A 26,126-nucleotide genomic window follows, 5' to 3' on the forward strand; every position below is an offset into this window, starting at 1 on the left:
TCAGCTTGCCTTGCTGAGGGCCCGGTAGATGCCGGGCAGGAGTTCGCCGAGCAGTCGTTTGGCGAGATCGGGGTTGTTGAGGATCTGGGTGGACAGGTCGGCGGAAGAGTCCATGGTTCCGATGACGGCGTCGACGAACGCGTCGCCGATGTCGGGGCTGGCGGAGAACTGGGCCAGGGTGTTGTTCTTGGCCTGTTTCTGCAGGTTCTCGTTCTCTTGGAGCCGGTCGGTGATGTGGGTGACCACGTTGCGGACGGAGGAGTCGGGGTGGTCGCCGGCAAACAGGTCGTTGATCCGATTGATGACCTCGTCGAGAGCGACAAGGTCGGGGTCGCGGACGGTCCCGGTGCCGGCGTCGCGTGCCGGTTCCAGTGGAGTGTCCCCGGTGAGGTCGGGGTCGTGGGTGGCCTGTTTGTGGTGGCCGATGTAGTCGATCGTGACCGTCGACAGGTCGATCGGGGCGTCCCGCTGGCCGCTGTCCAGGAACGGGGTGAGCATTTTGAGGAAGAGGGCGAGTTTCTCCAGCCACGGGTTCTCGTAGTCGAACAGCTGGGACAGGAACTCATATTGACGCACGTAGGTGCGTGCGTCTTTGCGGAACATCTCCAGCTCTTCGATCTCGACCGAGTCCGAGGCAGCGTCTGCGGAATCCATTCTGTTGGTGAACCGGCTGGCCGCAGGGGAGACCCACTTGACCAGGGCATTGTGGCCTTCTTTAGCGAGGTAGGCGTCGGCGAAGCCATCGACCTCGGACTTGTCGTAGATGCCGGAGACGGCGAGTTTGCGTTCGGTGTCGTGGACGATGTTCGGGTCGGAGACGTCGGCCAGGGTGGTGGCCTGGTAGTACGGCTCGAACGCGTCGACGATGTCGGCGGCATCGTTGGTGAAGTCCAACACGAACGTTTGGTCCTTCAACGGCGGGAACGTCCGATTCAGGCGGGACAGGGTCTGTACTGCCTGGACCCCGCCGAGGCGCTTGTCGACGTACATGGCCACGAGTTTCGGCTGGTCGAAGCCGGTCTGGAACTTGTTGGCCACGAGCATGACCTGGTACTCGTCGGTGTCGAACGCATCCCGCAGGTCCCGGCCCTTCAGGCCCGGGTTCATGTTCGTCTCACTGTAGGGGTCGGTGGTCCCGGTCTCGGGGTCGACGACCTCACCGGAGAACGCCACCAAGGCGGCAACGTCGGTGTAGCCGTGCTCTTGGACGTACTTATCGAAGGCGAGTTTGTAGCGAACGGCCGCTTTGCGGGAGCTGGTGACGACCATGGCTTTGGCCTGGCCGTTCAGTCGCCAGGCGACGTTCTGGCGGAAGTGCTCCACGATGATCTGCACCTTCTGGGAGATGTTCGTGGGGTGTAGCTTGACCCAGTTCATCACCGACTTCACCGCGGCGGTCCGGTCGACCAGATCGTCGTCGCCACCGTCGGTGGTGACCGCGACGGTGCCGGTGTCGGTGTCGGTGGTGGCGTAGGACTTGCCGTTGTGGGACAGCCGGAACGCGGTCTTGTACGGGGTGTAGTTGCGCAGCACGTCGAGGATGAATCCCTCCTCGATCGCCTGCTGCATCGAGTACAGGTGGAACGGTTTGGGTTTGCCGTCGGGTCCGGGCCGGCCGAACAACTCGAGCGTGGTCGCTTTCGGGGTGGCGGTGAATGCGAAGAACGAGACGTTCTTCGCCTCGGCACGAGCCTTGGTCTCCGCGGCGAGGAGGTCTTCCGCGGCGACGGTGCCGCCCTCGGCGAGGGCGGCGATCTCGGCTTGGGTCAACACTTGCTTGAGCTTGTTCGATGCCCCGCCGGTCTGGGAGGAGTGGGCTTCGTCGGCGATGATCGCGAAGCTGCGGCCCTTGAGGGCGGTGCTGTTGGAGATGACGTCCAGGGCGTAGGGGAAGGTCTGGATTGTCACGATGATGATGTGGGTGCCCGATTCCAGAGCGTCCGCGAGTTCGGAGGACTTCGACCCGGACAGGCCGTCGATGTGTGCGACGACCCCGGTGGTGCGGTTGATCTGGTGGATCGCTTCCTGCAACTGGGTGTCCAGGACGGTCCGGTCGGTGACCACGATGACCGAGGAGAACACCTTCTCGTCGTTGTCGTCGTACAGCGACGCGAGGCGTTGGGCGAGCCAGGAGATGGAGTTCGTTTTCCCGGAGCCGGCGGAGTGCTGGATTAGGTACTTGTGCCCGGGTCCCTCGGTGCGGGCCGCGTGGACGAGTTTGGTGACGACATCCCACTGGTGATAGCGGGGGAACAGCAGGGTTTCCTTGCGGATTTTCTTGCCGGTGTCGGGGTCGCGTTTCTCGGTGATCTCTAGGTGCATGAACCGGTCGAGGATCTCCAGCCAGGTGTCACGCTGCAGGATCGTTTCCCACAGGTACGAGGTCGCGGACCCGCTGGGGTTCGGCGGGTTCCCGGCGTGGCCGCCGTTTCCCCGGTTGAACGGCAGGAACACGGTGTTCTTCCCGGCAAGCCGGGTCGTCATGTGCACTTCTTTGTTCGACACTGCGAAGTGCACCAGGGCGCGGGTGGCGAACCCCAACAGCGGTTCACCCTTAGGGAGGCGGTCCTTCTTGTACTGGGCGATCGCATGCTCGACCGACTGGGTGAAATCGGTCTTGAGCTCGGCGGTCGCGACGGGGATGCCGTTGACGAAGAACACAAGATCGATCGACTTCTTTGGCGCCGTCGTCGAGTAGTGGACCTGCCGCATGACCCGCAAGCGGACAGCCTGGTACTTCGCGGCTGTAGTGGCGTTCAGGCCCGAGTTGGGTTTGAACTGGCACATCGCGAAGGTCGCGTTGAAGTCACTGAACCCCCGACGCAACACCGCTAACGTGCCGCCATCAGCCCTCAAGTCCGCCGACAGCGCCTTCCCGAGCCGCTGCAGCAACGCAGCTCTCGCCTTGTCCTGAAGCGCTGGCGGGTCGGAAGGTTTGACCCGCTTCTCCCACTCCTTCGGCTGCGTCGTCTGCAGCCACCAGAACACATCCTCCGGGAACAACGCGAGCTCACGGTCATACCCGGCATCAGTCGGCGAGTACTCCCACCCAATTGCCGCCAGATGGGCGCAGATCTCCGCCTCGAGTTCGGACTCATGGTGTTGGGCCATGGCTACACAGCCTCCCTCACGTCGATCTTCCCCGTCACAGCATCCGTGATGAGTGCGGAGCGGTACTCGCGTAGAGTCTCGATCATTTCGGTTGACTTTCCGATCAGTGAGTCGATACGCGCACATTGAGAGTCGAGGAAGTCGGCGATCTCCCTCTGCTCATCGAAGGGAGGGAATCCCACTCTTTCGTTGAAGTAGCTTTGCTGATCGAGGTTCTGAATTCCGGTGTTCTGCTTGATCGAGGGGTAGGTCAAACGCGACTGATACAGGCAGTGGTGTACGTATGTCCAGAATTTCGGATCTTGATTGGGGGACAGTTGGATCCTGGCTACAAAATTCGAGCAAACTGCTGGTGCATCCTCGTCATATATGACGACAAAGCCGACAGGGCTCTTGTCGCCTCCGCCCGACTTTTCGAGGATGAGGTCTCCGCGCCGGAGAATGCGCCCCTGACGTTCGGATGAGGTGACTCTCCGGAAGGTGACGTCCCGATCATGGATGGCGAGTCGGGGGCGGTCGAAATCCGCCACGCGTACACAGCGAATGTCCTCGCTTCCACCATCTGGTTCCGCCCCCCAAATCCCGTTTCGGGCGGAGTCGACGGAGTGTTTGATTCGATCCACGAGCCAGTGGGCGGGTACAGATCCCATCCACTGCACTTCGGAATCTCGAAGCTCGACGTTCCGGTCGAGGCCTTTCGTGACCGCATGGGTGATTGTGGCCGCGCGGTCTTCGCGCAGGGTAGCGATGAGCTTCTCCTGCTTGCCGATCAGCGCATCGATCTTAGTTGTCTCGCGGTCGAGGAACCGTGCAATGCGTTCTTGCTCCGCGCGGTCGGGATGTGCGATAAAGAACCCTTTTATAAGGGGCATTCTCAAAGAGTCGACAGTGGTCTTCGCGCTGCCGTCGAGTGCAACTTTTGCAAACAGGCCCGAGAGGTAGTGGAAGAAGTACCGACCCGTAACCCCGCGAAAGTTGAAGAATGCATAAACGCGTTGATGGTAATCAAACTTGCCGATGTAATGGTGGAAAACTTTGCCCACTGCCCCATCGCCGGGTGTGAGCACTGCTTCGCAATCCATTGACCAAGAATCAATGCGTTGAACATGCTCGGATCTGATGAAGAATGGATATTCCCCGTCGTCAACGCGATGGACAGTGTCGCGATCTCCTGTCTGAACGTCGCAGGTGTAGCGAAGCTGCCGCACCGTCCAGTTGGAGGGAATTTGGCCAATCCACTCCACGCCGGAGTCCTTGTAGTCCGAGTACTTTTGCCAGCTCATGCCCCGACCTCCGCGAGCATGGCCTGGATCTCTTCCACGAGCTGGCGCAGGTCCTTTCGGATTTCTTCCAACGAGCGGGGTGGGGTATAGCGGTAGAAGTGGCGGGTGAAGGGGATCTCGTAACCGGTCTTGGTCTTTTCGTGGTCGATCCACGCATCGGGGACGTGGGGGAGGACTTCGCGGGCAAAGTAGTCGTCGATGTCCTCGGACAGGGGCACGTTTTCGGTGTCGCGGAGCGAGGTGTCGGGTTCGGGCTTGCCCTTGGTGGTGACCACGTCAGCGTCGGGGTCATGCTGGCCGATGGTGGTCCAGATGGCCTTGACAACGGGGGCTCCGACTTTGGCCATACCGGCGGCTTTGAGTGCGGTCTTGAGTTCGGTGACAAATGCGTCGCGGTTGGTCCATGAACGTCCCGTCAGGGCGGTCGACGCGTCGCGCACGGCGTCCTGGTCAGACGTGGGGAGTTTGGTGATGGCCTTGGAGGCGAGGACGAGGTCGGCGGTGTCGTCGGTGACGTGGAACCGCAGTTGCAGGGGCCGCTCGACGGTGATGGTGCGGTAGCCGAAGTCGGCGTTGTTGAACACCTTCGACAGTGCAGGCTGGTCGGGGTCGTCGTCGTGTCGGAACGCGTCGTAGAGTTCGCAGATTTTCTGGATGTCCTGCGGGCGGAGTTCTTTGCGCTTGGAGCCGAGAGATTTGCGCATTTTGCCGTACATGTCGACCGCGTTGATGAGCTGGACTTTGCCCTTACGCTCGTCGCTCTTGGCGTTGTCGAGGATCCAGATGTAGGTGGAGATGCCGGTGTTGTAGAACATGTCCGTCGGCAGGGCGATGATCGCGTCGAGCAGGTCGTTCTCGATGATCCACTGGCGGATGTTGGACTCTCCGGAGCCGGCGCCACCGGTGAACAGGGGTGAGCCGTTGAGGACGATCGCCAGGCGCGAGCCCTGGTCGCCAGGTTTGCGGACGGGACGCATCTTCTTGATCAGGTGCATCAGGAACAGCAGGGAGCCGTCGGAGACGCGGGGCAGGCCGGGACCGAATCGGCCGGCGAAGCCCTGCTGTTGGTGCTCGTCGGTGACCTGTTTCTGCTGGGTTTTCCACTCGACTCCGAATGGCGGGTTGGAGAGCAGGAAGTCGAAGTGTTCGCCGGTGAACCCGTCGTCGACAAGGGTGTCGCCCTCGTAGATGTTGTCCACGCTCTGACCCTTGATGATCATGTCGGACTTGCACATGGCGTAGGAGCGCGGATTGATCTCCTGCCCGTACAGGACAGGCTTGGCGTCGGGGTTCATTTTGACAAGGTGGTCGTAGGCGACCGAGAGCATCCCGCCGGTGCCGGCCGCGGGGTCGTAGATGGTGCGCACGATGCCCGGGGCGGTGAGCTCGAGGTCTTTGTCGGCGTACAGCAGATTAACCATTAGAGCGATGACCTCGCGGGGGGTGAAGTGGTCACCGGCCTGCGCGTTGTTGGATTCGGCGAACTTCCGGATGAGTTCTTCGAAGATGTAGCCCATGTCGTGTCCGGAGACCCGGTCCGGGTGCAGGTCGACGTTCGCGAAGTCCTTGACGATCAGGAACAGGCGGTCCTTTTTATCGAGGTCGTCGATGAGCTCGGGGAGCTTGAAGCCATCGAAGACATCCCGGATGTTGGGTGAGAACCCCTCGATGTAGTCCAGGAGATTGTCTGCCAGGCCGGTGGGGTCGGCGGCGAGTTTGCCGAAATCCCACACGGAGGTGTTGAAAAACGGCAGACCGAACTTGGACTTCAAGACCACGAACGGGTCGATCCCGCTGTTTAGGAACTTCTCGTGCTCGGCAAGCACGGCCTCCTTGGTCGGCGCGAGGATCGCGTCGAGGCGGCGAAGGATGGTGAACGGCAGGATCACATCGCCGTACTGGTTGGGCTGGTACGGGCCCCGCAGCTTGTTGGCGATGGACCAGATGAGGGTGGCGTTCGTGGTGGCCATTCTTGGGTGAGTCCTTATGTAAGAAGTGTTTGCTTAGAAGTTAGCGGCCCGGTCCGACACTGGTGGGCACGCCCCGGATTAAAGGCGGGCGTGGGTTCGTCATGTGTGGGGCAGGGGCGTGCTCCTGCCCCACACACGGGGAGTTGGGCGTTACTGGGTGGTGTTGCCGAGGGTGATGTTGAAGCGGACGGCGTCCATCAGGCTGGATGCGAGGGTTTCGCTCGCTTCGGTGATGGTTTGTGCAGCTGTCCGGAGTCTTTCGACTTCGGTGAGCGCGGCGACGAGGCGTTTCTGGTCGTCCATTGGGGCCAGGGGGACTTCGAGGTCGGTGAGTTTGGCTCGTTGGATGGTGGTGCCGACGAGGAATCGGGAGTTCCAGGATCCGCTGAGCATCGCGGCGAGGTAGTGGGGGTCCACGACGTCAGGCTTGAGGACTCGGACCTGCTCGATGACCGGTGCCAGGAGGTGTCCGCCGTCGTGGTCGACGAGGGCGCGGATGCCGGCCTGGGCGAGGACCAGAATGTCTGACGGTTTGGTCAGGCCCATGCCGTCGTCGAGCAGGTTTGCCGGCGGCGGGTCGGGCAGGGTCCGGGTGGTGATCGATCGTGCACCGACCATGGCGTTCTTGAGGTCGCCTTCGGGGTTGCGTGGTGCGCGGTGTCGGATGCGTTCTATGACGCCTTCGCGGATGAGTTCCTTGACGGTGAGGGGCCGCGAGGGGGCCTCTTGGGCGAATGTGATCCGCCCGGAAGCCTCTGCCAGGGTTTGGGTGGCCTCGCGCGTCGCGGTGGTCGCGGTGGCGAACGCGGCTTGCACGTCGTCGGCGGAGCGTTCATCGGTGGCGAGCCAGCGTTGCGGGGTCAGCTGGGCCTCGTCGTCGACCACGTCGCCCACCGGCACCCGGACATGGGGAACCTCTGCCAGTGCGGACTCGTCCGACAGCCACTGGGCCACATGCTTTTCCGCATCGTCGACGTCTGAGGCGTCGATGAACAGCACGTCAGAGCGCTCGTTGTTCGGTCGTCGGAGCACCCATAGTGCAAGCGGGATGGAGGTGTGTGCAGCCATCCCACCGGGCAGGCCGACGATGGTCTCGACGCAACCCCGACGCAGCATCTCGGCACGGATCTGCCTCTCGGCACCGCCGCGGAAAAGTGGACCGTGGGGCGTGATGATGAATGCACGGCCGGTGTCGGTCAGGTGTGCGATGGCGTGTTGGAGCCAGGCGGTGTCGGCGTTGCTGGGCGGCGGTGCGCCGAAGCTGAAGAACCGGGGGTCGGTCAGTCGGGAGTCGACGTCCATCCGCATCGCGAACGGGGGCTCGGCGATCACAACGTCGGCGTGCAGTTCCGGATCGGGGTCGGTGCGCAGGATGTCGGCCTCCGCCAGTTGGAGCGGCACCCGGTGTAGCGCAGCCCGGACCTCAGCGATGGCGAGGGCACGGTCGTTGATGTCGTGGCCGATGTAGTCGTCGAACTGGCTGGTGTCGGCGAGTTCGATGAGGGCGGAGGCGAATCCGCAGGCCGGGTCGTACACCACGCCGCCGGGATGGTTCGCGGCCACGGAGGCCAGGAGATGGCTGGTGCGTGTGCCGATGATGTCCGACCAGGCGCCCTTCCGGCCTTCGGCGCGGGCGGTCCGTTCGAGGGTGAAGTCCACGACCGAGGCCAGCTCGGACTCGTCGACCGAGGCGATGACCTCTCGGACCTGGTCGATCCGGTGATGGTCGACATCTCGCGAAGATGTCAGACGCGACAGTTCGAGGGCATCTGGGAAGTCGTCTCCTATGACACGCTCGGCGGCGAGGGCGAGGACGATCATGGCGGACTGCTCGGGCGAGTACGGGCCGCGGAGTGTGTTCATCGCGGCCCAGACCTTCGCCTCCGTCGACACGCTTTCGACGGCGTAATGCTTCTTGGTAAGCCAGGCCTGCACCTCGGGCAGGGCGTACAGCGGCTTGCTTTTAGTGCCGGCGACCTGCTCGGGGAAGTCGGCGTGCCGGCGGCGCCAGTTGCTGACCGCTGCGCGGGAGACCCCGGCGAGGTCGGCGATGTCGCTCGCGGCGACGAGGGACGTAGGGGTGGGGGACGGGCTGCTCATGCTGCACCTTCGAGGTTGATCTGGCGGGGGGTGAAGGTCACGGTCTGGGAGGCGGCCATCTGAAGTCTCTTGGCCAGTGAGGTTCGGTGTGCCACGACGGTGACCTTGACGCCGTGGCCGCCGAGGGTGGCGACTGTTTCTGTGAAGATTCCGTCTCCGGAGACGAGGACGATCTCGTCGAACCGGTCTGTGATGTTCTCGTTGTTCAGGACGTCCAGTAGGGCGTGGTCCGCGCCGTTGATGCCGGTTCCGACGACCATCCGGGCGGAGGTCCACACGGGCCCGGCGTGGATCGCGCCCGCCTTGCTCACTCCGATGATCACTTGCTCCTGGTGTCTCAGTCCGAGTGTGGAGTCGAGCATCCTCTGCACCCATCGCGCTTCGGCGAGGGTTCGGATCGCTCCTCCGGAGATGTTCTCGATGTCGACCAGGATCAGGCGCCTTCCTCGCAGTGAGGGTGGGCGCTTCTTGTTCTGGTTGGTGGCGGTGGTTTCGGCGGCCTGGACGTTCTGTGTACGTATTCTGTTCATGGCAATGACTGTAGTCCCTAGTTCGGACACGCGCAAGCGTTAACCGATAAACAGCGTGTGAACTCGGCGGTGGTGAATCTGGGCTCGCGCCCACGAACTGCCGTTCGTGTCGTTGGGGTACACCCGTGCGGGACGACACGTCGCCGACCATCGATGCTGTGTCACAGGGTCTAACTCGGTATTTATGAAACGTCTTACCATCGGGTCTAGGATCTATCGATACAGATTCCGGGCGAAAGGGTCTTTCGATGGCTGATCGGATCGGGACGTTGCTGAACCGTTCGGGTGACGGTGGCGAGGAGGTGCTCATTGTCAGCCGCGGGAGCGTGCGGACCCGGTTCCGCCGCCGGGACGAGTTGGGTTGGAACTTTCGGGTGGAGTCGACGGACTCGGAGAACGTTGTCGAAGCAAAACCGAGATCGGAGCCTACTCCGAAGTCGGCTCGCCGGGCCGCGCGTCCGCGCGGGCAGCGGGTGGCGTACGTGCGCGTGTCGGCCGCCGATCAGAACGAAGCGCGTCAGCTTGAGGCGGTGGGGGAGTGCGACCGTATCTATGTCGAGAAGCAGTCGGCACGCTCTCGTGCGGACCGCGTGAAGCTCGCCGAGTGCATCGGATACTTGCGCGACGGTGACGAGCTGGTTGTCGCCTCGATGGACCGACTCGCCCGTTCCCTGGTCGATCTCAAGCAGATCGTTGGAGAGATTACAGCCAAGGGCGCGAGCGTGGAGTTCGTCCACGAACGGGCAACCTACGCAGCTGGCGCCCAGGATCCTCGAGCCGACCTCATGCTCTCTCTGCTCGGGGCGTTCGCCGAGTTCGAGCGGGCCATCATCCGCGAACGCCAGACCGAGGGCATCGCCATCGCCAAAACAAAGGGGAAGTACAAGGGACGCAAACGTGTCCTGACCGACGAACAGATCCAAAAGGCCAGCGCACGCGTCGAGGCGGGGGAGGGGCCGTCAGCGATCGCCCGAGACCTCGGAGTGGGCCGATCGACGCTCTATCGAGCTCTCAAGAGAGCTGGTGAAGGGCCCACTCGTGTAGCGCCGTAGCCATCCTGCTGCGCCACCTGTTGTCGGGCTTCTCTTACGACGGGAGAGTCCAAGAATGTGTAACCGGGAAGAAACCGTACCGCCCGTCGCTAGTTCGTTTAGTGAACGGGATGTCGATTGCGTTCGACGCGAGAGGCTCAAGCGGGTCTGTATTCTCCATAACGATGACCTGGCCGTCGAAGTTCTCCTGAATGTCACGGTAGAACGCACGGACAACGTCTTCGGGGGGTTCTTCGTCAGTGTCTCTGGACTTATCTGGCGGACGGTATGTCACGAGGGGGGAGTCGAGAACAACGAAACCTGGATGTGCGAACTCTCGGTCGAAACAGTACTGAGCGAGTGACAATGTGAAGGCAGCGTGTAGGACGGCTCGAACGCCCTTCCCGTGGGCGGACCGAAGTTGGTCCCCAGCGACTATGTCCAGTTCGTTCCGGTCGTATCGGACTGAGCCCGCATCGGGGTAACCCCATTCTTCGAGCCGCGTGGAGATCTCAGATGAGAACTCGCGAACGGCTGTTAAACTCAATCCAGCGACCGCTATCGCAACCTCGGTCCCATTCTCCTTAGAGAGTTTCCGGAGCATGGCCTCGAGGGATTCCACTTGATCGGAGAGGCCTAAATATCTCTCGACTTCGCTACGCTTTGTGAGAAGTTCGCGGAGGCCGCCCTGTTGAGGATTCATCTCAACATCGAGCTCGTCTAGTTCAATCTGAAGGCGTTCAGACTCAAGGCGTGCTGACCTGATTGATCTTCCGAGTGCCTCGATCCTGGCGTCCAGACGCTCTATTGTCCCTAGAAGATCTTCGCGAAGAACGCGAGTCTTTTGGGTTTCAACTTCGATGGCTAGGCCAAAACTGGTGGAGTCGCCCTCGCAATTGAGATTGAGGTGCTGGCTCGACGGCTCCGCACCGCAGAAAACGCAAGTCCCCGGTCGGAAATACCCTAGGAGGTTCCCAGCTTCGGCAATCATATCTAGGCGGGATAGGTCGCTAGTGTACTGCTTCAATAGTAGGCCAAAACGCTGCTGGAGTGCTGTTGCATCCAAATATTCGACTCGCTGGGCACGCTCGTTTCGCTCGATGCGGCGGCGTTCCGCTAGTAACTGTCCCCGCTGTCTCGTGAGATCACCAACCGTGGCTGTGTGTACGTCAATAGCGTCATTCAGCTTGCCAAGTTGCAGCCTGAGTTCACCCGGATCGGCGACACCGTCGAGCTTCGTTTCCAGCTGTGCAAGCATCCGCTCGACAACCTCCTCCCGGGCACCGCGCAGTCGCTTCTGCTCTTGCGATGAGGGGACGGCGATGAGGTCGGAATCGTCTTCTCCGGTGAGGAGGAGCTTCAAGACTGAGACTTCTTTGGTCCTGTTCACCGGGTTGCCGCTTAGCCCCGGCGCTTCTTCGGCCTGCATCTCAGTCTCCCCGACTAGACACAGCCGCGTAAGGTCCCGAAAACTGAGCATGTGGGTCTTATTTTGTGCGTTCTTACGCACAGACTTGCCATCTAGACCTACTTGGTTAAGAAGGAACCTGGAGATATTCGAGTTCGACGTTGAGCTGTGCTTTGCCGCTAGCGTCAGGTCGGGAAGCCCCGGTGGTTCGGTGCGGAAATCGCTCCGATACAGGCCGACTCCTCCTCCGTTAACGGCACGCGTGAGTGTGACGCGATCGCCGCTCGGGAGCTGAAGTCCGAGCAGGACTCGGTTGTACCCATCTCGCTCGGGGATTTCCTTAAGCTTCTTCGCGCCGAGGACGAAGTCAATCGCGTCTAGGATGAATGACTTCCCAGTATCCGAGGGGCCGTGTATTACAGTCACGTGAGGACTGAAATCAATCGATGCGTCAGACATTCCGATGCCAGTAAAGGTCAGGTGGGTAAGCTGGATCCGGTCCATCAGAATTCGCTCCCATACTGCAGGGTAATAGCCTCAAACTCTTCAGGCCAGTGCGAAGAAATCTCGCGCATCTGCTCTCTGAGTCGATTGTCGTCGATGTTTCCAAAGTTCTCGACGACCCATTGGGCGCGTTCGTGCAGGACGCGCGAGTAGTCACTTTCAAGGATTCGTAAGAAGCTCTCAGCGGAGTCGCTCGCGCCGAACTCGATACCACTGCTTTCTGTGAACATCTCTGCGAGACCGGCCCGGATCAGGACTCGGAGACCTTCTTCAAGGCGTTGTCTTTTCATTCCGAGCTCACCTACTCGTATAGGAGTGGGTGGGTGCAAGCTCTCCGGTCCGTCAAGGTCTGCACTGTGAAGCACGCCGTGATCGAAAAGTACCAAGCGATTGATATCAAGGTGGGCCGGGAAGGCTTCTGTAAGGATCATTAATACTCGAAGCCCAACTTCGACGGGACTATTGAGTGGGCTACTCATTAGTTTCTACCCAAGTCAGGCTGTCGGCGTTAGCGAGTTGATGGCAGATGCCCTGGCGATCTATATTGCCGGACACGGAAATCAGGGAGTGGGCTCCTAGGTCCAATTGTCCGGACTGAGTTAGGACAGCGCGAAGTCGCTCCATGCCGCTGGCATGATCCGCTTCGGCGGTGTCGATGACACCTATATACACATCGTTTTGCAGGAGCTCGAACGTGCCGTCTGGAACTGAGTCTCGGGCGTAGCGGCGCAATGCCTCGGCGGAGTGAAAGGCTTCACGTTGCCGCTGAAGGTGAGCGCCGTACTTGGAGTGTGTAGTCACGGAATCGATGTCCGGACAGGCTGACGGGTCTTGTTCTTTGTAGACGTCGACAAGCTTCCCGATGTAGATGATCTCGCCGCCAGTCGGATTGATCGGGGGTTGGTCGACTGGTGGGCGCGCTGGCAATGTCGTTCCGAACCTTGCTGCGTGGTAGGGGGTTCGGCGATGTACGTCAATCATCTCGTTGAATTCGAGAGAGCGGAAGATTGAAAAGTCTGACGTCGCTGCCAGGTTGCGGATGGCCTGCAGTGTTTCGTCATCAATCGTCTTGGTGGCCGGACCTCGCGAATCGATCATTCGGAGAAACTTTTTCTTCAGCTCGGTGGGCTTACTCAGGAGACGGGATAGCGAGGCTCCGCATCCGCGAGGCGCGACAAATACGTATTGGTCGGGAAGCACATAGTACTTGTCCGCGACTCCGCGGAATACCTTCAAGATCTCTGGTGCCGCGTCTGAGAAATTCAGCGGATTTGCATAGTGCTTCGCCTGATAGCAGTCCCACTTGTCTTCGAGACCGCGCGCAGTCTTGAAGGCGGCAACGTCGACACCACGATCTCCGGACCCTCCAAGCTGCTTGATCTGACAGTACGAGGTAGTGAGACCGGTCGCCCATTCGGTAATGAAGACTTCCCATTCGTTGGGCGGGTAAAAGTACACACGTTGCGCCGGAGGTACCGGGGGGCCGAGGAACGAGGGGGCTGGCGAGGTCGCAGCTGGCGGCATTGTCACGTCCGCGAGTTGAGGGGCGCCGCTATCGCTCGCGCTGTTTGAATTGACGTCGGCGTCGGCAGACAAGGCGCCTCCTCTCGAGCAACACAACGGTCCGATCGTATGAGACGACGCCTACTAGGGTGTTTACTCTTCGACGAGTCGTCTTTTAATAGGGTGCCGTGACAGCGCTAGCTTGTCATAACGTGTGTACTGGCGCTCGTGCTGCATGGGGGAGGTCACACGCCTGGCAGCGTCAGCTGCCCGACAGCTTGGGGTAGTCGCTGGGGGCGCAGGGTGCAGACGCTGGTGGGTCGCTCCGTGCGGTAGCGCGTCAGCTGTGGGCGAAGGGTCGGAAGGTTCAAGTTCTTAGCCAGCTGGTCGACGCAGGTGAGAACGGAATGTGGGGGTGTGCCTTCCCAGGGGGCGGTCTCGGTGGCTCCGAACTGGGGCACACCTCGCTACTGCACACTCCGTCAACGGTGTGGTGCGCTGGAAGTCGAGCGAGTAACGGCCACATAGGACCAGTATCAACTGCGCATTGTCAGGACGGGGGCGAAAGAGAGGCTATGACTACACGCCGCAGCGATGGTGATCATGCCGTCGTCAACTCTGAGCTGCTGTCGGAAATGACGGTCTTAACCGGGAGCTCGCAAGAAGCGAAGCGACCGCGAATGGGAAGGGTGCTGGGCTGGGTTGGTGCCCTTGCGTTCTGGACAATCACCGTCGTTGGCCTTGGCGGCCTCGTTGTCCTTTTGGTCGTCAGCGGGCGGGCCGAGATCCGGGAGAACTGGGCAAACAACGAGCCGTGGTTCACCGGTTTTCAAGCCGCATCACTAGCGGTACCGATCGCTGCGATCATCGGAGCTGGTGTAGCAATCACGACCGCCAGATGGGGTTTGCGGGCCGAGCGAGAGCGGCGCGACATCGAACGACGAGACACCACGGAGCGGACGCTCAGGGATCGGTTCCATGAGTTGGTCAAACTCCTGGCTACTGATGAGCTGCGAGCGAGGGAGGGCGCCGCCTACGCCGTTGCTGCACTGGCCGATGATTGGCGCGCGCACTATCGAAACGAGCCGGACCGGGCTCGAGCCGAGCAGCAGGTGTGCATCGACGTACTCATCTCACAGCTACGCGACCCTATGCCAGACGATGAAGCGGCTTATGGCCGGATGGTGGCGTTCAAGCACTCGATCCAAGGAATTGTCCGCTCACGCCTTGGCACTGTCGAGGACGAAATCACCCAACCGGGCGTGTGGAGCAGCTTCAATTTCGTCTTCGATGGCTGCACATTCCACGACCTGAATATGTATCGGTGCGTCTTTGACAGGGGGCAAGTGTCGTTCAAGGGTGCGTACTTCACCGGGATCACGACGTTCAAGTTTGCGCACTTCACCGGAGGCGCGACGTTCAACGATGCTCATTATACCGGGGACGCGGTCTTCTCGCATACGCGCTTCAGTGGGGACGCGTTCTTCGCGTATGGACACTTCATCGGGGGCGCGGGGTTCAACGGTGCGCGCTTCGCCGGGCGCGCCCAGTTCGCCGGTGCGCACTTTATCGGGGACGAGGTATTCTCCGGTGCGCGCTTCGGCGGGCGCGCGGGGTTTGCCGGTGCGCACTTCACTAGTACGCGCGTGGCGCTCGAGAAAGCGGACTTCGGAGGGGACCTGCCCTCGCTCGAAAAGACATTCTTCGAGGTCTCTCCGTCCGACTTCCCCAAGTGCGAGGCGTGCAACGAAGTCCGAGCCCGGCAGAAATCAGCAAAGGAACCGGGCAACCGGGCGTGCTAGATGTCGTAGGTGACTGACATCGTGATGCGAAGTTGAAGTATGTCGCGAAAGGCGGTTCGGTGATGTGGGATCCACAGACGGCGCTCCAGGCTGTCGCCGTTGTGGCAGCGGGCTCGATACTGATGCCGCCCGTAGCTCGCGTGGTGGGAGGCTTCTGCGCCTTCATAGGGTTCTGCGGCGTCATGCAGTCGCGCACTTGGGCGCCCACGGTAATGGCCGCCGGCATGGTGGCCTGGTTCGTTGGACATTGGTCGTTCGCCGTCCGGCACGACGTGGTCTACCGGACAAGGTTTGCACGTCTTGTGATCGACAAGACGCCGCTTCGCTGGACGATTCCGAGGTACTGGCAGTTGCGCCGCGAGCGACGGTTCGCCACCGCCCGCTGACACATCACGTGTCGGGATGAAGCAGGCAAGGCCCCGCCGATTGCCTGGCAGGGGCCTTGTGCGCGTTGACTGAAACTGATGTTAGAACACGCCGAATGGGCCCTTCCGGATCGGGGTGCGTGACGGGGGAGAGGGTGACCCGGTTAGGCATTTCGGCCAACCTCAGTGTCAACCCGATGCCGAGAATCGACGAACTCGCCACCCGCCGACGAGCAGGTCGCGTATGCCCGAAGTCGAACACCTGCGAGGAATTCGGGGAAGCGGTCGAGTTGGGGAACCCACAACTCGGCATCGTTTACTTGTCATAAGGTTTGGTTACCGGTGCTCGATGTGGGTGGCAAGGCGACACGAGTTTTCGGACACTGCTGCCCTGCGGAAACGACTGGTTCTGTGAGTGTCGCGAAATCGATCGCTAGCTAGCGGACGCGCTCGGACGGGGGTTTGACTACCTTGAGCCACCGTCGTGAGGTGGGGTCGTCACGTCCCACGCTGACTTGCGGATACGAGATGAAGGTCGCTTCGTCGATGTAGGGCGGGACCGTTGCTCTTTCTGGTGACGTCCTGCCGTGTGTCAGTTGAAGCCTCCGGACGGTGTCGTGGCCTGCTCTCTTTGCCACATGACGATGGTCAGTTCGGCGTAGAGGACGGTGTGGTCGTCCTGATCGGTCAGCCGCATTTCTATCTTCACTCGTCCGCGTGTTCCGTCGAGAGTGATCTCGGCAATTTGGGCGGTTCCGGTGAGAACGTTGCCGGGTCGGACGGGCGCCGGGAACCGTACCTTGTCGAATCCGAGCCCGGCGATCACTGCCCATTGGTTGAGCATTGTTTGTGTGAGCAGCCGTTGAGCGATGGCAATGGTGTGTACCCCGCTGGCGATGAGTCCGCGGAAGTGACCCTGGTTGGCGGCGTCCTCATCGATGTGAAACCACTGTGCGTCCCAGCGGGTGGCGAAATCGACCAGTTCGGCCTTGGAGACGGTGTGATCGCCCAGTTTGTGAATCTGGCCCGGGGTGAAGTCTTCGGCGTAGACGGACGGACTTGGGGGAGTGGCGTTCACAGCGACCTGGCTACGAGCAGCTTCATGATCTCGTTGGTGCCGCCGTAGATCCGCTGCACGCGGGAGGCGGTGTACATCTGGGCGATGGGGTACTCCATCATGTAGCCGTAGCCACCGAACAGCTGTAGGCACTTGTCCACCACGCGGCACTGCATGTCGGTGGCCCACAGCTTGATCATCGAGGCGCCGGCGGCGTCGAGGGTGCCGTCGATCTGGCGGCGGATGCCGTCGTCGATCAGCGCCTTGCCGGCGTAGACGTCGGCCTTGCACTCGGCTAGTACGAACTGGGTGTTCTGGAAGTCCAGGAGTTTCTTGCCGAACGCATCGCGCTCTTTGACGTACCGGATGGTCTCGATCACCGCGGCCTCGGCCACTGCCACGCCGGCGACTCCGATGATGAGTCGCTCCCGCGGCAACTGGGTCATGAGTTCGGCGAAGCCGGAGCCCTCCTCGCCAAGGATGTTCTCCACCGGTACCCGCATGTCGTCAAAGAAGAGTTCGCGGGTGTCCCATCCGTGCATGCCGATCTTCTCGAGGACGGCGCCGCGGGAGAAGCCCGCGACGTTATTGTCGACCTCGGCGACTAGTAGGGAGATGCCCTTGCCGCCGGCCGCTGGATCGGTCTTGGCCACGATGACAACCAAGTCGCAGTGGGTGCCGTTGGAGATGAAGGTCTTGGCGCCGTTGACCACGTAGTGGTCGCCGTCGCGGATCGCTGTGGTCTTGACGTTCTGCAGGTCTGAGCCGGTACCAGGCTCGGTCATGGCGACGGCCACCACTTTCTCGCCGGAGGCGAGCCCGGGTAGCCAGCGGCGCTTTTGCTCCTCGGTCCCGTAGGCGTTGATGTAGTGGCTGACGATCGTGGAGTGCACGGTGAAGCCGAACGCGCTGTCGTGCGCGTACGCCAGTTCCTGGGCCACTACAGCCTCGTGGCCGAAGTCGCCTCCCCCGCCGCCGTCCTTTTCGGCGATGTCGGTGAGCAGTAGGCCTGCCGCTCCGGCTCTGTTCCAGAGTTCGCGGTCGACGTGGCCCTGCCGGGCCCAGTCCGCCTGGCGGGGGGTGACTTCTCTGGCGAAGAAGGCGCGGGCGTGGTCCCGTAGCAACTCGTGGGACTCGGTTTGCCAGGTGGGGCGGTGGTCGGGGAACAGGGTGGTGGTCATGATCTTGTCCTTGTCGGGCCGGGTCAGCGGCCGGTGAAGTTCGGCGAACGCTTGGCCACGAAGGCGGCCTGGCCCTCGTGGCTGTCGTCTGAGGCGAGTGAATAGACGAAGTTGCGCTTTTCGTGCTCGAGCCCTGCGGCTATCGACCCGGTCTGCGCGGCCAGGGCGGCGTCTTTGGCCAGGGCCACGGCCAGCGGGGAATTAGCCGAGATCCGCTGCGCCAGGGCGATCGCCTGTTCGACGACCTCGTCGTCGTCGACCACCTTTCCCACCAGGCCGAGGGTGGCGGCCTCGGTCCCGGTGACCAGGTCGCCGCTGAGCAGCAGTGCCATGGCGCGAGGTTTGCCGAGCGCCCGGATGAGTCGTTGGGTGCCGCCGCCGCCGGGGATGACGCCGAGCTTGACCTCGGGTAATCCAAGGCGGGCACCCTGGCCGACGATGCTGGTGTCGCAGGCCAGGACGAGTTCGAGCCCGCCCCCCAGGGCCAGGCCCTCGACGGCTGCGATCACCGGTTTGGGGAAGTTCTCCAGGTCGGCCCATAGAGTCCCCCCGGAGGCCCGCCGCTGCCCGATCAACGGATCGGCCCGCAGGGCGTCGAACGCGGTGATGTCTGCTCCAGCGCAGAACACGCCGCTCGCGCCGGCCAAAACTATGGCGCGCACGGAGTCATCGGTCCGCAGCTCGGCTAGGTGCCTGTTCAAGGCTGCGAACACCGCGGCGTTCAGTGCATTCCGGGCCTCGGGTCGGTTGATGCGCAGGATCGCGACGGCTCCGCGTCGTTCGCTGCGCACCACATCATCGTGTCCGCTCCGGTTGTTCATTCCTCGGCTCCCCGGTAGAGATCGGCGTGGTCGGTGCGTAGCGTCTTTTTGTCCAACTTGCCGACGCTGGTGCGCGGCAGCGCGTCGGCGAAGATGACGATGTCGGGCAGTTGCCACTTGGCGAACTTGTCTTCCAACACGGCGTGGATGTCGTCGACGTCAAGATCGGCACCGTCTTCTTGGACGACGATCGCAACCGGGCGCTCTTGCCACTTGGGATGCTCGATCCCCACCACGGCGGCTTCGCGGACCTGTGGGTGGGCGACGATCGCGTTTTCCATGTCGATCGAGGAGATCCATTCGCCGCCGCTTTTGACCACGTCCTTGATGCGGTCGGTCAGCTTGAGGTAGCCGTCGGGGCGGATCGTGCCGGCATCGCCGCTGCGCCACCACCCATCGGCGAACGCGCCGCCTTTGTCTTCCATCTTGTGGTAGCGCTCGATGATCCACGGGCCGCGCATGAGCACCTCGCCCTGGGAGACACCGTCGTGGGGTAGTTCGGTTCCGTCCGGTCCGACGACCTTGATGTCGATCCCGTTGACCAGCAGACCCTGGGCCCGCTTGAGATCCCACTTCTCCTTCTCACTGAGCACGTCCCGCAGCGTGTGCTTCAGGCCTGCGTTGACGGTGACCAGCGGAGTGGTCTCCGTGGCGCCGTAGGCGTGGATGATGTCGGCGCCGGTGAGGTCATGGAAGCCGCGCATGAGCGTGAGCGACGGTTCGGTCGCCCCGGACAGCAGACGGGCGCGGCTGAAGTCCGGGCGCGTCTTGAGTGTGCGGATGTAGTCGAGCATCGGCTCGAAGATCGCGGGGGCACCGTTGGCTACGGTGACGGACTCGGAGATCATCGCGTCAACCAGCACAGAGGTGTCCTCGGCCGTATACCGTCCGGGCAGCACGACCTTGGCGGCCGAGTAGATGGCCGACTGCGGCAGTCCCCAGCCCTGGCCGTGGAACATCGGGGTGATGACCATGACGGTGTCGTCGTCGCCCATCTTCAACTGCGCTGCCTCGGCAAGAGTGTGGAGGTAGATCCCGCGATGGGAGTAGTACACGCCCTTGGGGCGGCCGGTGGTGCCGGTGGTGTAGCACGCGCTGTACGCCGAGGTTTCGTCGATCATCGGCCAGTCGAAGGTCGATTCCGCGGCCGTCAGCGCGTCTTCCCAGTGGACGACCCCGGGCAGGGTGGTGGAGATCTCCGAGAGTGGCTTGTCCGTCATGACCACCCAGGTCTTCACCCCGACGCCCTGCTCGACCAGCGCCTCGGCCACGGGCAGCAGGGACTCGTCGACCAGCACGATCGAGGCTTCGGCGTGGTCGGTGACATAGGCCAGGTCCACCGGGGCGAGCCGCAGGTTCATCTGCAGCATCACCGATGCGATACCGGGAATCGCCCAGTACAGCTCCATATGGCGTTTGGAGTTCCAATCCAGGATTCCCACCACCGTTCCGGGGCCGGCCCCCAGCCCGGTGAGCGCGTGGGCTGACTTCCCGACCCGCTCGAACATGTCTGCGTAGGTGTAGCGGTCCCAGCCCCCGTCGATGGTGCGGAATACGATCTCCTGCTCGGGGTAGGTCCGGGCGGAGTGCCGCAGCAGGGTGGTGGTGTTGAGCTGGTAACTGTCACCGTGTGTCGACGGCAGACCGGTGACGATGGGGTGGGACGTCATGTTGGTGCTCCTGAAGTGGGGTTGGGACGGTGGCTGGGACGGAGGGGGCTCGTCAGAGGCGTTCGATGATGGTGGTGTTAGCGGTGCCGTGGGCTTCGCAGATGGTCTGTAGCCCGTATCGGCTGCCGGTGCGTTCGAGTTCGGTCAGCAGGTCCGTCATCATGCGGGCGCCGGTGGATCCGAGGGGGTGGCCGACAGCCACCGAGCCGCCGTTGACGTTGAGTTTGTCGTCGGGGACGCCGAACTCTTTTTGGAACATCAGCGGTACTCCCGCGAACGCTTCGTTGACCTCGAACAGGTCGATATCGTCCACCGTGAGCCCCGACCGGTCCAGGGCCTTGCGGGTGGACTCGAGGATTGCGGTGAACTGGATGATCGGATCGGCCGCGGCGACCGCGTGGACCACGAAGCGGGCGCGGGGGGTGAGCCCGTGGGCCTCGGCGAACTCGCGGTCGGCGATGAGTAGTGCGGCGGCGCCGTCGCTGAGCTGGGAGGAGTTGGCTGCGGTGGTCTTGCCGTCTTCGGCGAACACCGCCCGCAGGGACGCCATCTTCTCTGGGTCGAGCTCGGCCCGGATCCCCTCATCCGCGGTCACGGGCTCGCTGGAGTCATCGAGCGGGTCGCGGCGCAGCGGAACCAGCTGGGTCTCGAAGCGGCCGTCGCGGGTGGCAGCCAGCGCCCGCTCGTGGCTCCGGCGGCTGAAGGCGTCGAGTTCCTCCCGGCTGAGGTCGAAGCGGGTGTTCATCAGCTCACTGGACGGGCCTTGAACCAGCAGTCCGCCGTCGTAGCGGGCCAGTTCGCGGGGGGAGTATTGCGGGCCTAGCGGGGCGCCGGGTTGTAATGAGGATGGCAGCGCCACCTGTGACATCGACTCCACGCCGCATGCGATGGCGAGGTCGTAGGACCCCGCCTCCACACCGTGGGCGGCAAATGCGACAGCTTGCTGCCCCGAGCCGCACTGTCGGTCCACGGTCACGGCCGGCACCGAATCGGGCAGGCCGGAGGAGAGCACCGCATGGCGAGCGATGTTGGAGCTCTGCTGGTCGTGCGTCATCACACAGCCAGCGATCACGTCGTCGATTTTCTCCGGCGCCACATCACTGCGGCGAACCAGTTCACTGAGGGTGGCCCCCAGCAGATCGGCGGGATGCCAGGCGGCCAGCGCCCCGCCGCGCTTGCCGACCGGGGTCCGGACGGCATCGACGATCACGGCCTCGCGGGTGGCTCGGGAACTACGGGGCTGGGGGGAGTCGGTCATGACTGGGTCCTTCCTCAAGGTGGTCAGGTGGTGGGCGCCGTGGGCGCGTGAGTGGTCTGCGCTGTGGCCGGGTGGGCATCGCGAACGGCGGTGAGCGGGATGTCGTGGCGCGCGGCCAGATCCTCCCAGTGGGCCGTGGTGTGCGCGGCGAAGGCGCGGGTGTAGGCGGCGGATGTGCCGTCGCAATCGAGTACTTCTCTGGTGCGGGCCTCGAAGTGCGGTTCGAGTGCCCCCAGGGCGATGTGGCCGTCGGCGGTGGCATAGATGTTGTAGGAGGGCAGAGCCCCGCCCAGTGGTGCTCCATTGCCAAACAGGCCGTGCCGGAGGGCAGCCGCGGAGTCGTACGCGGCCGCGTCGAGAGTGATGCGTTGATGTCCGCCGGAGTCGTGCTGTCCCCGGGCCAGCAGCAGGGCCAGGGCGGCCGAGATGGCCCGCTCCCCACCGACGGTGTCGGCGACCGGGACCAGCGGCAGGTGCGGCGGCCGGATGGTGCCGTATCTCGCCTGATATGTCAGGTCGTGGCCCGCGACCTCCTCGTCGGCGCCGTCGTAGCCCACGATCTCCACATGGCACAACCGCGGGTAGCGGTCGCTGAGATCGCCGAGGCCGAGTCGGCAGAACGCTGACGGGCGCATGGCGGTCACCAACACGTCCGCCGTATCGAGCAGCCTGGTCAGCTCCTCCAGGCCGCTACGACTTTTGAGGTCGGCCCGACGAACCTCCACTCCCTGTGTCAGTTCTGCGTACCAGGAGGGCGCGGCCACGGCCAAGGCGTCACCCACCGGCGGCTCCACTTTGATCACCGCTGCGCCGAGGTCACGAAGGCCTGCCACGGCCAGCGGACCGGGCAGGTTGGTAGCCAAAGAGACGACCTGTATGCCGGCCAGGGGTCGGAGCGATCTGGGACTCATTTCAGCGACTATACAAGTAGTCAGTAAACTTAGCCACTGTATAGCTTTAGCGATTGGCGCGTCCCCGTAGACTCGTTTGTCGACCGAAGGGAGACCGCGTGGACCGCCCCGCCCAGCACTCCGGCGACCAAGATCTCACCGCCAAAGCGCGAATCCGCAACGCCGCTCTCGAGCTTTACGCGGCCAACGGCGAGGACCGCACACCGATGCGGGCGGTCGCGGCCGCCGCCGGGGTTACCGTAGGGCTGGTGGTCCATCACTACGGGTCCAAAGACGGCCTCCGCGAGGCCGTGGAGCAGATCGTCGTGGAGCGTTTTGCGTCGGCCCTTGCTTCGGCGCCGACCGACGGGGCCGGCGAAGAAATCGCTCGCGTGCGGAACGAGGCTGTCTCGGAAATGCTGGTCAGAAACCCGGAGGTGGTCAACTACCTCCGCCGGGCGCTACTCGAACCCGGTGGTCAGCGGGGGCAACTGCTGGAGCGGCTCACCGAACTCACCCACCGGGAGGTCGTTGCGATGCGCGAGACCGGCGCGGCGTCGCGAGGTCGCGCCGACTCCGTCCAGGTGGTCGACGTGATCATCAACCAGATGGGCCGGCTGTTCCTGCAGCCGCTGGTGGATGCCGTCTGGACCCACCTCGGGACCTTTACCCACACCGAGGGGCGCAGCAAGCCCGAACTCGGCGTGAGCGTGTCCGGGGGAGGAGCTGTCGATCGTTCCCACGGGTCAGCCACCTGACTCGAGTTTCACTTTCACTGAACATCTGTACAAGCATCACGCTGGCGGTTACTGTTCCTGCTGTGTCCGGGGTCACATATCCGATCCCGGAGTCATCGACACCTCAGGAGTCACCATGGCCACTCTCGGAGGCGCCCTCGCGCTCAATGCCCGCCGGCACCCGGACAAGACCGCACTGATCTTCGGCGAGAGCACCTACTCGTACGAGCAGCTCGCGGCCCGGATCAATCAGTATGCGCACGCGTTGGCGTCGCTCGGAGTCGGTAAGGGCGACAGGGTGGCACTGCTGAGCCCGAACTCCGACGCGTACATCCTGGGCCTGTACGGAGCGTTCCGACTGGGGGCCATTGCCGTGCCTCTCAACCCTCGCGTGCCGGCCCGCGAACTTCGCTACCTGCTCGAGGACTCCGGTGCGACGGTGCTGCTGTACTCCGAGGGGCTCGCGGTGGTGGTGGCCGGCCTCGACGAACTCGATCCGCTGCCGTCCGCGCCGCAAAGTCTGGTGCTGGACGAGCCCGCCGCGCAGGGCATCGCGCGGCTCGCAGACACCATGCCGACCACCGCGCCGGAAGTGGAGGTCATCGAGGACGACGACTGCATTATCCTCTACACCTCGGGCACGACCGGGCGTCCCAAGGGAGCGTTGTTCGACCATCACCGCATGCTGTGGGTGGGGAACTCGGTTTCCGCACTCGGTATGAATATCTTCGACCGGAATCTGCACGTCGCGCCGATGTACCACTGCGCGGAGCTGGTCCTGTTCGTTATGTCAGGGTTCAGCCTGGGCACCACTCACGTGGTGCTGCCAGCGTTCGAGCCCAAGGCGGTCCTGGATGCGCTGGAGAAGCACCGCATCACCGTGTTCCTGGGCGTGCCCACCATGTACCAGATGCTGCTGCAGCACCCCGAGCTCGGCACGCGCGATCTGTCCGCGTGGCGGCTGGGCTTCTTCGGCGCCGCACCAATGCCGCCGAGCGCGGCGACCAGCTTGCTCGCCACCCTGCCGCACGTGCAGTTCTTCCAGCTGTGCGGCCAAACCGAAGGCGGCCCGACCGGCATCTTCCTCACTCCGGACGAAGTACGCGCCCGCCCAGATGCCACCGGACGGGCGTCCATCACTAACGCCGAGACGCGGATCGTCGACGACGAGGGCAACGACACCGCGGTCGGCGAGCCCGGGGAGATCATTTACCGAGGCGAGACCATCATGAAGGGCTACTGGAACAAGCCCGAGGCCACCGCCGATGCGCTCCGCGACGGCTGGCTGCACAGCGGCGACGTGGCGGTCCGGGACGCCGACGGGTTTATCACGATCGTTGATCGGATGAAGGACATGATCATCACGGGCGGGCGCAACGTGTACTCGGTGGAGGTCGAACAGGCCCTCGCCGGCCACCCGGACGTGGCCGATGTGGCGGTCGTCGGGCGGCCGGACGAGATGTTCGGGGAGAGCCTCATCGCCGTCGTCACCCCGGTCGAGGGCCGCGAGGTCACCTTGGAGTCGCTCCGCGAGTACGGATCCCAGTTCATTGCGGGTTACAAGCTTCCGCGCGAGCTCATCACCCAGCCCATTCCCCGTAACCCCTCGGGGAAGATTCTCAAGCACGTGCTGCGTGATGCAATCACGGAAGGCACAGTCGCCACCAGCTAACAATCGGATAGCTCGTTAGGCTCCTCTACCAAGCCACCTGCCATTTGGCCCGCTCTGGGAGAGGTCGAGTTCGCCGGATACTCGGCATCGCCTACTTGTCATAACGATAATTATCGGCGTTAACATAATGGCTGGTCGGGCCCTGTTTTGGGGCTACGGTGTGTTCCAGCTGTGTTTACGGGTGGTCTTGGTCGTTCTCGGTGATTTGGGCCAGGGCTGCGGTGAGGTCGTCTTCGCTGGGTAGTGCCTCTTGCTCTGCGGCGGGTAGGGCCTCATAGCTGAAGGTTGAGACGGCCAGGGGTGCGCCGGCTTGGTTCAGTGCGTAGCGGACGACACGATCATTGCGGCTGCCGCAGACCAGGATCCCGACAGTCGGGGCATGCGAGGCGCGGCGCAGGCGATCCTCGACCAGGGCGACGTAGAACTGCAGCTGCCCGGCGTGTTCTGGCTTGAACTTGCCGGTCTTGAGCTCAATGACGACGTACCGCAGTTGCTCGACGTGGAAGAACAGTAGGTCAGCGTAGAAGTCCTCGCCCCCGACGTCGAAGTGCACTTGTCTTCCCACGAACGCGAATCCCGGGCCGAGCTCGCGCAGCGTATCGACGATCCGGTCGGTCAGGGACTCCTCGAGCTCACGCTCGGCGACCTCGCCGGACAGGTCCAGAAAATCAAGGATCAGCGGGTCCTTGGCGATCTGCTGGGCAAGCTCGGAATCTTGCGCAACAAGCTGTTGCGCAAAATTCGACGGAGCCGCCCCGCGGCGTTCGAGGGCGCTGCTGGCGATCATGTTGGCCAGCACGTTGCGCGACCAGCCGTGCTCGACGGCCGCGGCTGCGTACTTGTCTCGATCGTCCTGAGCGCTGAGCTTGTCCAGCAGGACAGTCACGTGCCCCCAGGGCAAGTACGCAACAGGCTGTTGCGCGATTGGTCCGGCAGTCCAGGCGCCGGCGAAGGTCGCCATGTACTGCAGGTTTCGGGCAGAAAAGCCCTTCATCTGGGGAAACTCGGCCCGAAGATCCTCGGCGAGCCTGCGAATCACACCGTTACCCCACCCCTGTCGGGCGCTCTCCTCGCGCACAGCCTGTCCGATGGACCAGTACAGCTCGATCAGCTGGGTGTTGACCCTTCGCTGCGCGGTGACCTGTGCTCGTCGGACCCTGTCCTTGAGATCCTCGACGAGGCGCCCATAGTTGGATGGCAGGTCCAGGTCCCGGGAGGTCACCCGTCCATCCT

The 26,126-nt window shown here is 63.0% G+C and carries 20 protein-coding genes; 5 read left to right on the forward strand and 15 right to left on the reverse strand.

Annotation, left to right across the window (positions count from 1 at the left end; genetic code table 11):
• From J1M64_RS10885 to J1M64_RS10905, 5 genes are all read right to left on the reverse strand, one after another.
• Positions 1 to 3,111, reverse strand: coding sequence for a type I restriction endonuclease subunit R (locus J1M64_RS10885; protein WP_206474202.1), 3,111 nt, complete (start codon positions 3,109 to 3,111; stop codon positions 1 to 3).
• A 2-nt stretch (positions 3,112 to 3,113) separates the two neighbouring features.
• Positions 3,114 to 4,394, reverse strand: a complete 1,281-nt coding sequence (locus J1M64_RS10890; protein WP_206474203.1) for a restriction endonuclease subunit S — start codon at positions 4,392 to 4,394, stop codon at positions 3,114 to 3,116.
• The gene (locus J1M64_RS10895; protein ID WP_206474204.1) at positions 4,391 to 6,364 is read right to left on the reverse strand and encodes a class I SAM-dependent DNA methyltransferase; all 1,974 of its coding nucleotides are present in this window, start codon (positions 6,362 to 6,364) and stop codon (positions 4,391 to 4,393) included. Before J1M64_RS10895 ends, J1M64_RS10890 begins: the two co-directional genes overlap by 4 nt.
• Positions 6,365 to 6,514: 150 nt before the next feature.
• Entirely contained in the window at positions 6,515 to 8,464 is a 1,950-nt protein-coding gene (locus J1M64_RS10900; protein WP_206474205.1) for an N-6 DNA methylase, read from the reverse strand.
• Positions 8,461 to 8,994 carry an NYN domain-containing protein gene (locus J1M64_RS10905; protein WP_206474206.1) on the reverse strand — a complete coding sequence of 178 codons (534 nt, stop codon included), beginning with the start codon at positions 8,992 to 8,994 and terminating at the stop codon, positions 8,461 to 8,463. The genes J1M64_RS10900 and J1M64_RS10905 overlap by 4 nt, the downstream gene beginning before the upstream one ends.
• Before the next feature lie 473 nt (positions 8,995 to 9,467).
• Here J1M64_RS10905 and J1M64_RS10910 point away from each other — a divergent pair, with 473 nt between their 5' ends.
• The gene (locus J1M64_RS10910; RefSeq protein ID WP_374220848.1) at positions 9,468 to 10,046 is read left to right on the forward strand and encodes a recombinase family protein; all 579 of its coding nucleotides are present in this window, start codon (positions 9,468 to 9,470) and stop codon (positions 10,044 to 10,046) included.
• Between the two features lie 34 nt (positions 10,047 to 10,080).
• On the opposite strand, the gene J1M64_RS10915 is transcribed toward J1M64_RS10910, so the two are convergent.
• Genes J1M64_RS10915 through J1M64_RS10925 form a run of 3 tightly spaced genes read right to left on the reverse strand, consistent with a single transcriptional unit; the run spans position 10,081 to position 13,533 of the window.
• Positions 10,081 to 11,937 carry an ATP-binding protein gene (locus J1M64_RS10915; protein WP_182641927.1) on the reverse strand — a complete coding sequence of 619 codons (1,857 nt, stop codon included), beginning with the start codon at positions 11,935 to 11,937 and terminating at the stop codon, positions 10,081 to 10,083.
• Positions 11,937 to 12,416: an ABC-three component system middle component 2 gene (locus tag J1M64_RS20385; RefSeq protein ID WP_182641926.1), complete on the reverse strand. Its 480-nt coding sequence runs from the start codon at positions 12,414 to 12,416 to the stop codon at positions 11,937 to 11,939. The genes J1M64_RS10915 and J1M64_RS20385 overlap by 1 nt, the downstream gene beginning before the upstream one ends.
• The gene (locus J1M64_RS10925) at positions 12,409 to 13,533 is read right to left on the reverse strand and encodes an ABC-three component system protein (protein ID WP_182641925.1); all 1,125 of its coding nucleotides are present in this window, start codon (positions 13,531 to 13,533) and stop codon (positions 12,409 to 12,411) included. Before J1M64_RS10925 ends, J1M64_RS20385 begins: the two co-directional genes overlap by 8 nt.
• A gap of 482 nt (positions 13,534 to 14,015) precedes the next feature.
• Between J1M64_RS10925 and J1M64_RS10930 the strand changes: the two genes are divergently transcribed.
• Together J1M64_RS10930 and J1M64_RS10935 are read left to right on the forward strand one after the other, a co-directional pair.
• Complete coding sequence (locus J1M64_RS10930; RefSeq protein WP_182641924.1) at positions 14,016 to 15,242, forward strand: pentapeptide repeat-containing protein; 1,227 nt, start codon at positions 14,016 to 14,018, stop codon at positions 15,240 to 15,242.
• Between the two features lie 62 nt (positions 15,243 to 15,304).
• The gene (locus J1M64_RS10935) at positions 15,305 to 15,628 is read left to right on the forward strand and encodes a hypothetical protein (RefSeq protein ID WP_182641923.1); all 324 of its coding nucleotides are present in this window, start codon (positions 15,305 to 15,307) and stop codon (positions 15,626 to 15,628) included.
• Between the two features lie 571 nt (positions 15,629 to 16,199).
• On the opposite strand, the gene J1M64_RS10940 is transcribed toward J1M64_RS10935, so the two are convergent.
• The 6 genes from J1M64_RS10940 to J1M64_RS10965 are packed head-to-tail and all read right to left on the reverse strand — an operon-like array spanning position 16,200 to position 22,505.
• The gene (locus J1M64_RS10940; RefSeq protein WP_006898348.1) at positions 16,200 to 16,685 is read right to left on the reverse strand and encodes a MaoC/PaaZ C-terminal domain-containing protein; all 486 of its coding nucleotides are present in this window, start codon (positions 16,683 to 16,685) and stop codon (positions 16,200 to 16,202) included.
• Positions 16,682 to 17,845: an acyl-CoA dehydrogenase family protein gene (locus J1M64_RS10945; protein WP_008382198.1), complete on the reverse strand. Its 1,164-nt coding sequence runs from the start codon at positions 17,843 to 17,845 to the stop codon at positions 16,682 to 16,684. The genes J1M64_RS10940 and J1M64_RS10945 overlap by 4 nt, the downstream gene beginning before the upstream one ends.
• A 23-nt stretch (positions 17,846 to 17,868) precedes the next feature.
• Entirely contained in the window at positions 17,869 to 18,666 is a 798-nt protein-coding gene (locus tag J1M64_RS10950) for an enoyl-CoA hydratase/isomerase family protein (protein WP_039867704.1), read from the reverse strand.
• Positions 18,663 to 20,336, reverse strand: coding sequence for a long-chain-fatty-acid--CoA ligase (locus J1M64_RS10955; protein WP_006897082.1), 1,674 nt, complete (start codon positions 20,334 to 20,336; stop codon positions 18,663 to 18,665). Before J1M64_RS10955 ends, J1M64_RS10950 begins: the two co-directional genes overlap by 4 nt.
• A gap of 52 nt (positions 20,337 to 20,388) precedes the next feature.
• Positions 20,389 to 21,594, reverse strand: a complete 1,206-nt coding sequence (locus J1M64_RS10960; protein ID WP_006897083.1) for a thiolase family protein — start codon at positions 21,592 to 21,594, stop codon at positions 20,389 to 20,391.
• 23 nt (positions 21,595 to 21,617) lie between these two features.
• Positions 21,618 to 22,505 (reverse strand): CoA transferase, encoded by an 888-nt coding sequence (locus J1M64_RS10965; protein WP_008382193.1) that lies wholly within the window; start codon positions 22,503 to 22,505, stop codon positions 21,618 to 21,620.
• A 98-nt stretch (positions 22,506 to 22,603) separates the two neighbouring features.
• Between J1M64_RS10965 and J1M64_RS10970 the strand changes: the two genes are divergently transcribed.
• Positions 22,604 to 23,242, forward strand: a complete 639-nt coding sequence (locus tag J1M64_RS10970; RefSeq protein ID WP_006897085.1) for a TetR/AcrR family transcriptional regulator — start codon at positions 22,604 to 22,606, stop codon at positions 23,240 to 23,242.
• A 115-nt stretch (positions 23,243 to 23,357) separates the two neighbouring features.
• The gene (locus J1M64_RS10975) at positions 23,358 to 24,893 is read left to right on the forward strand and encodes a long-chain fatty acid--CoA ligase (RefSeq protein ID WP_063934980.1); all 1,536 of its coding nucleotides are present in this window, start codon (positions 23,358 to 23,360) and stop codon (positions 24,891 to 24,893) included.
• A 175-nt stretch (positions 24,894 to 25,068) separates the two neighbouring features.
• Here the strand turns inward: J1M64_RS10975 and J1M64_RS10980 are convergent, their stop codons facing one another.
• A complete protein-coding gene (locus J1M64_RS10980; RefSeq protein ID WP_206474208.1) occupies positions 25,069 to 26,115 on the reverse strand; it encodes a PDDEXK nuclease domain-containing protein in 1,047 nt (348 codons plus the stop codon).
• Between the last annotated feature and the right edge of the window lie 11 nt (positions 26,116 to 26,126).

Source organism: Dietzia sp. KRD202, assembly GCF_017168155.1.
GTDB lineage: Bacteria > Actinomycetota > Actinomycetes > Mycobacteriales > Mycobacteriaceae > Dietzia > Dietzia kunjamensis.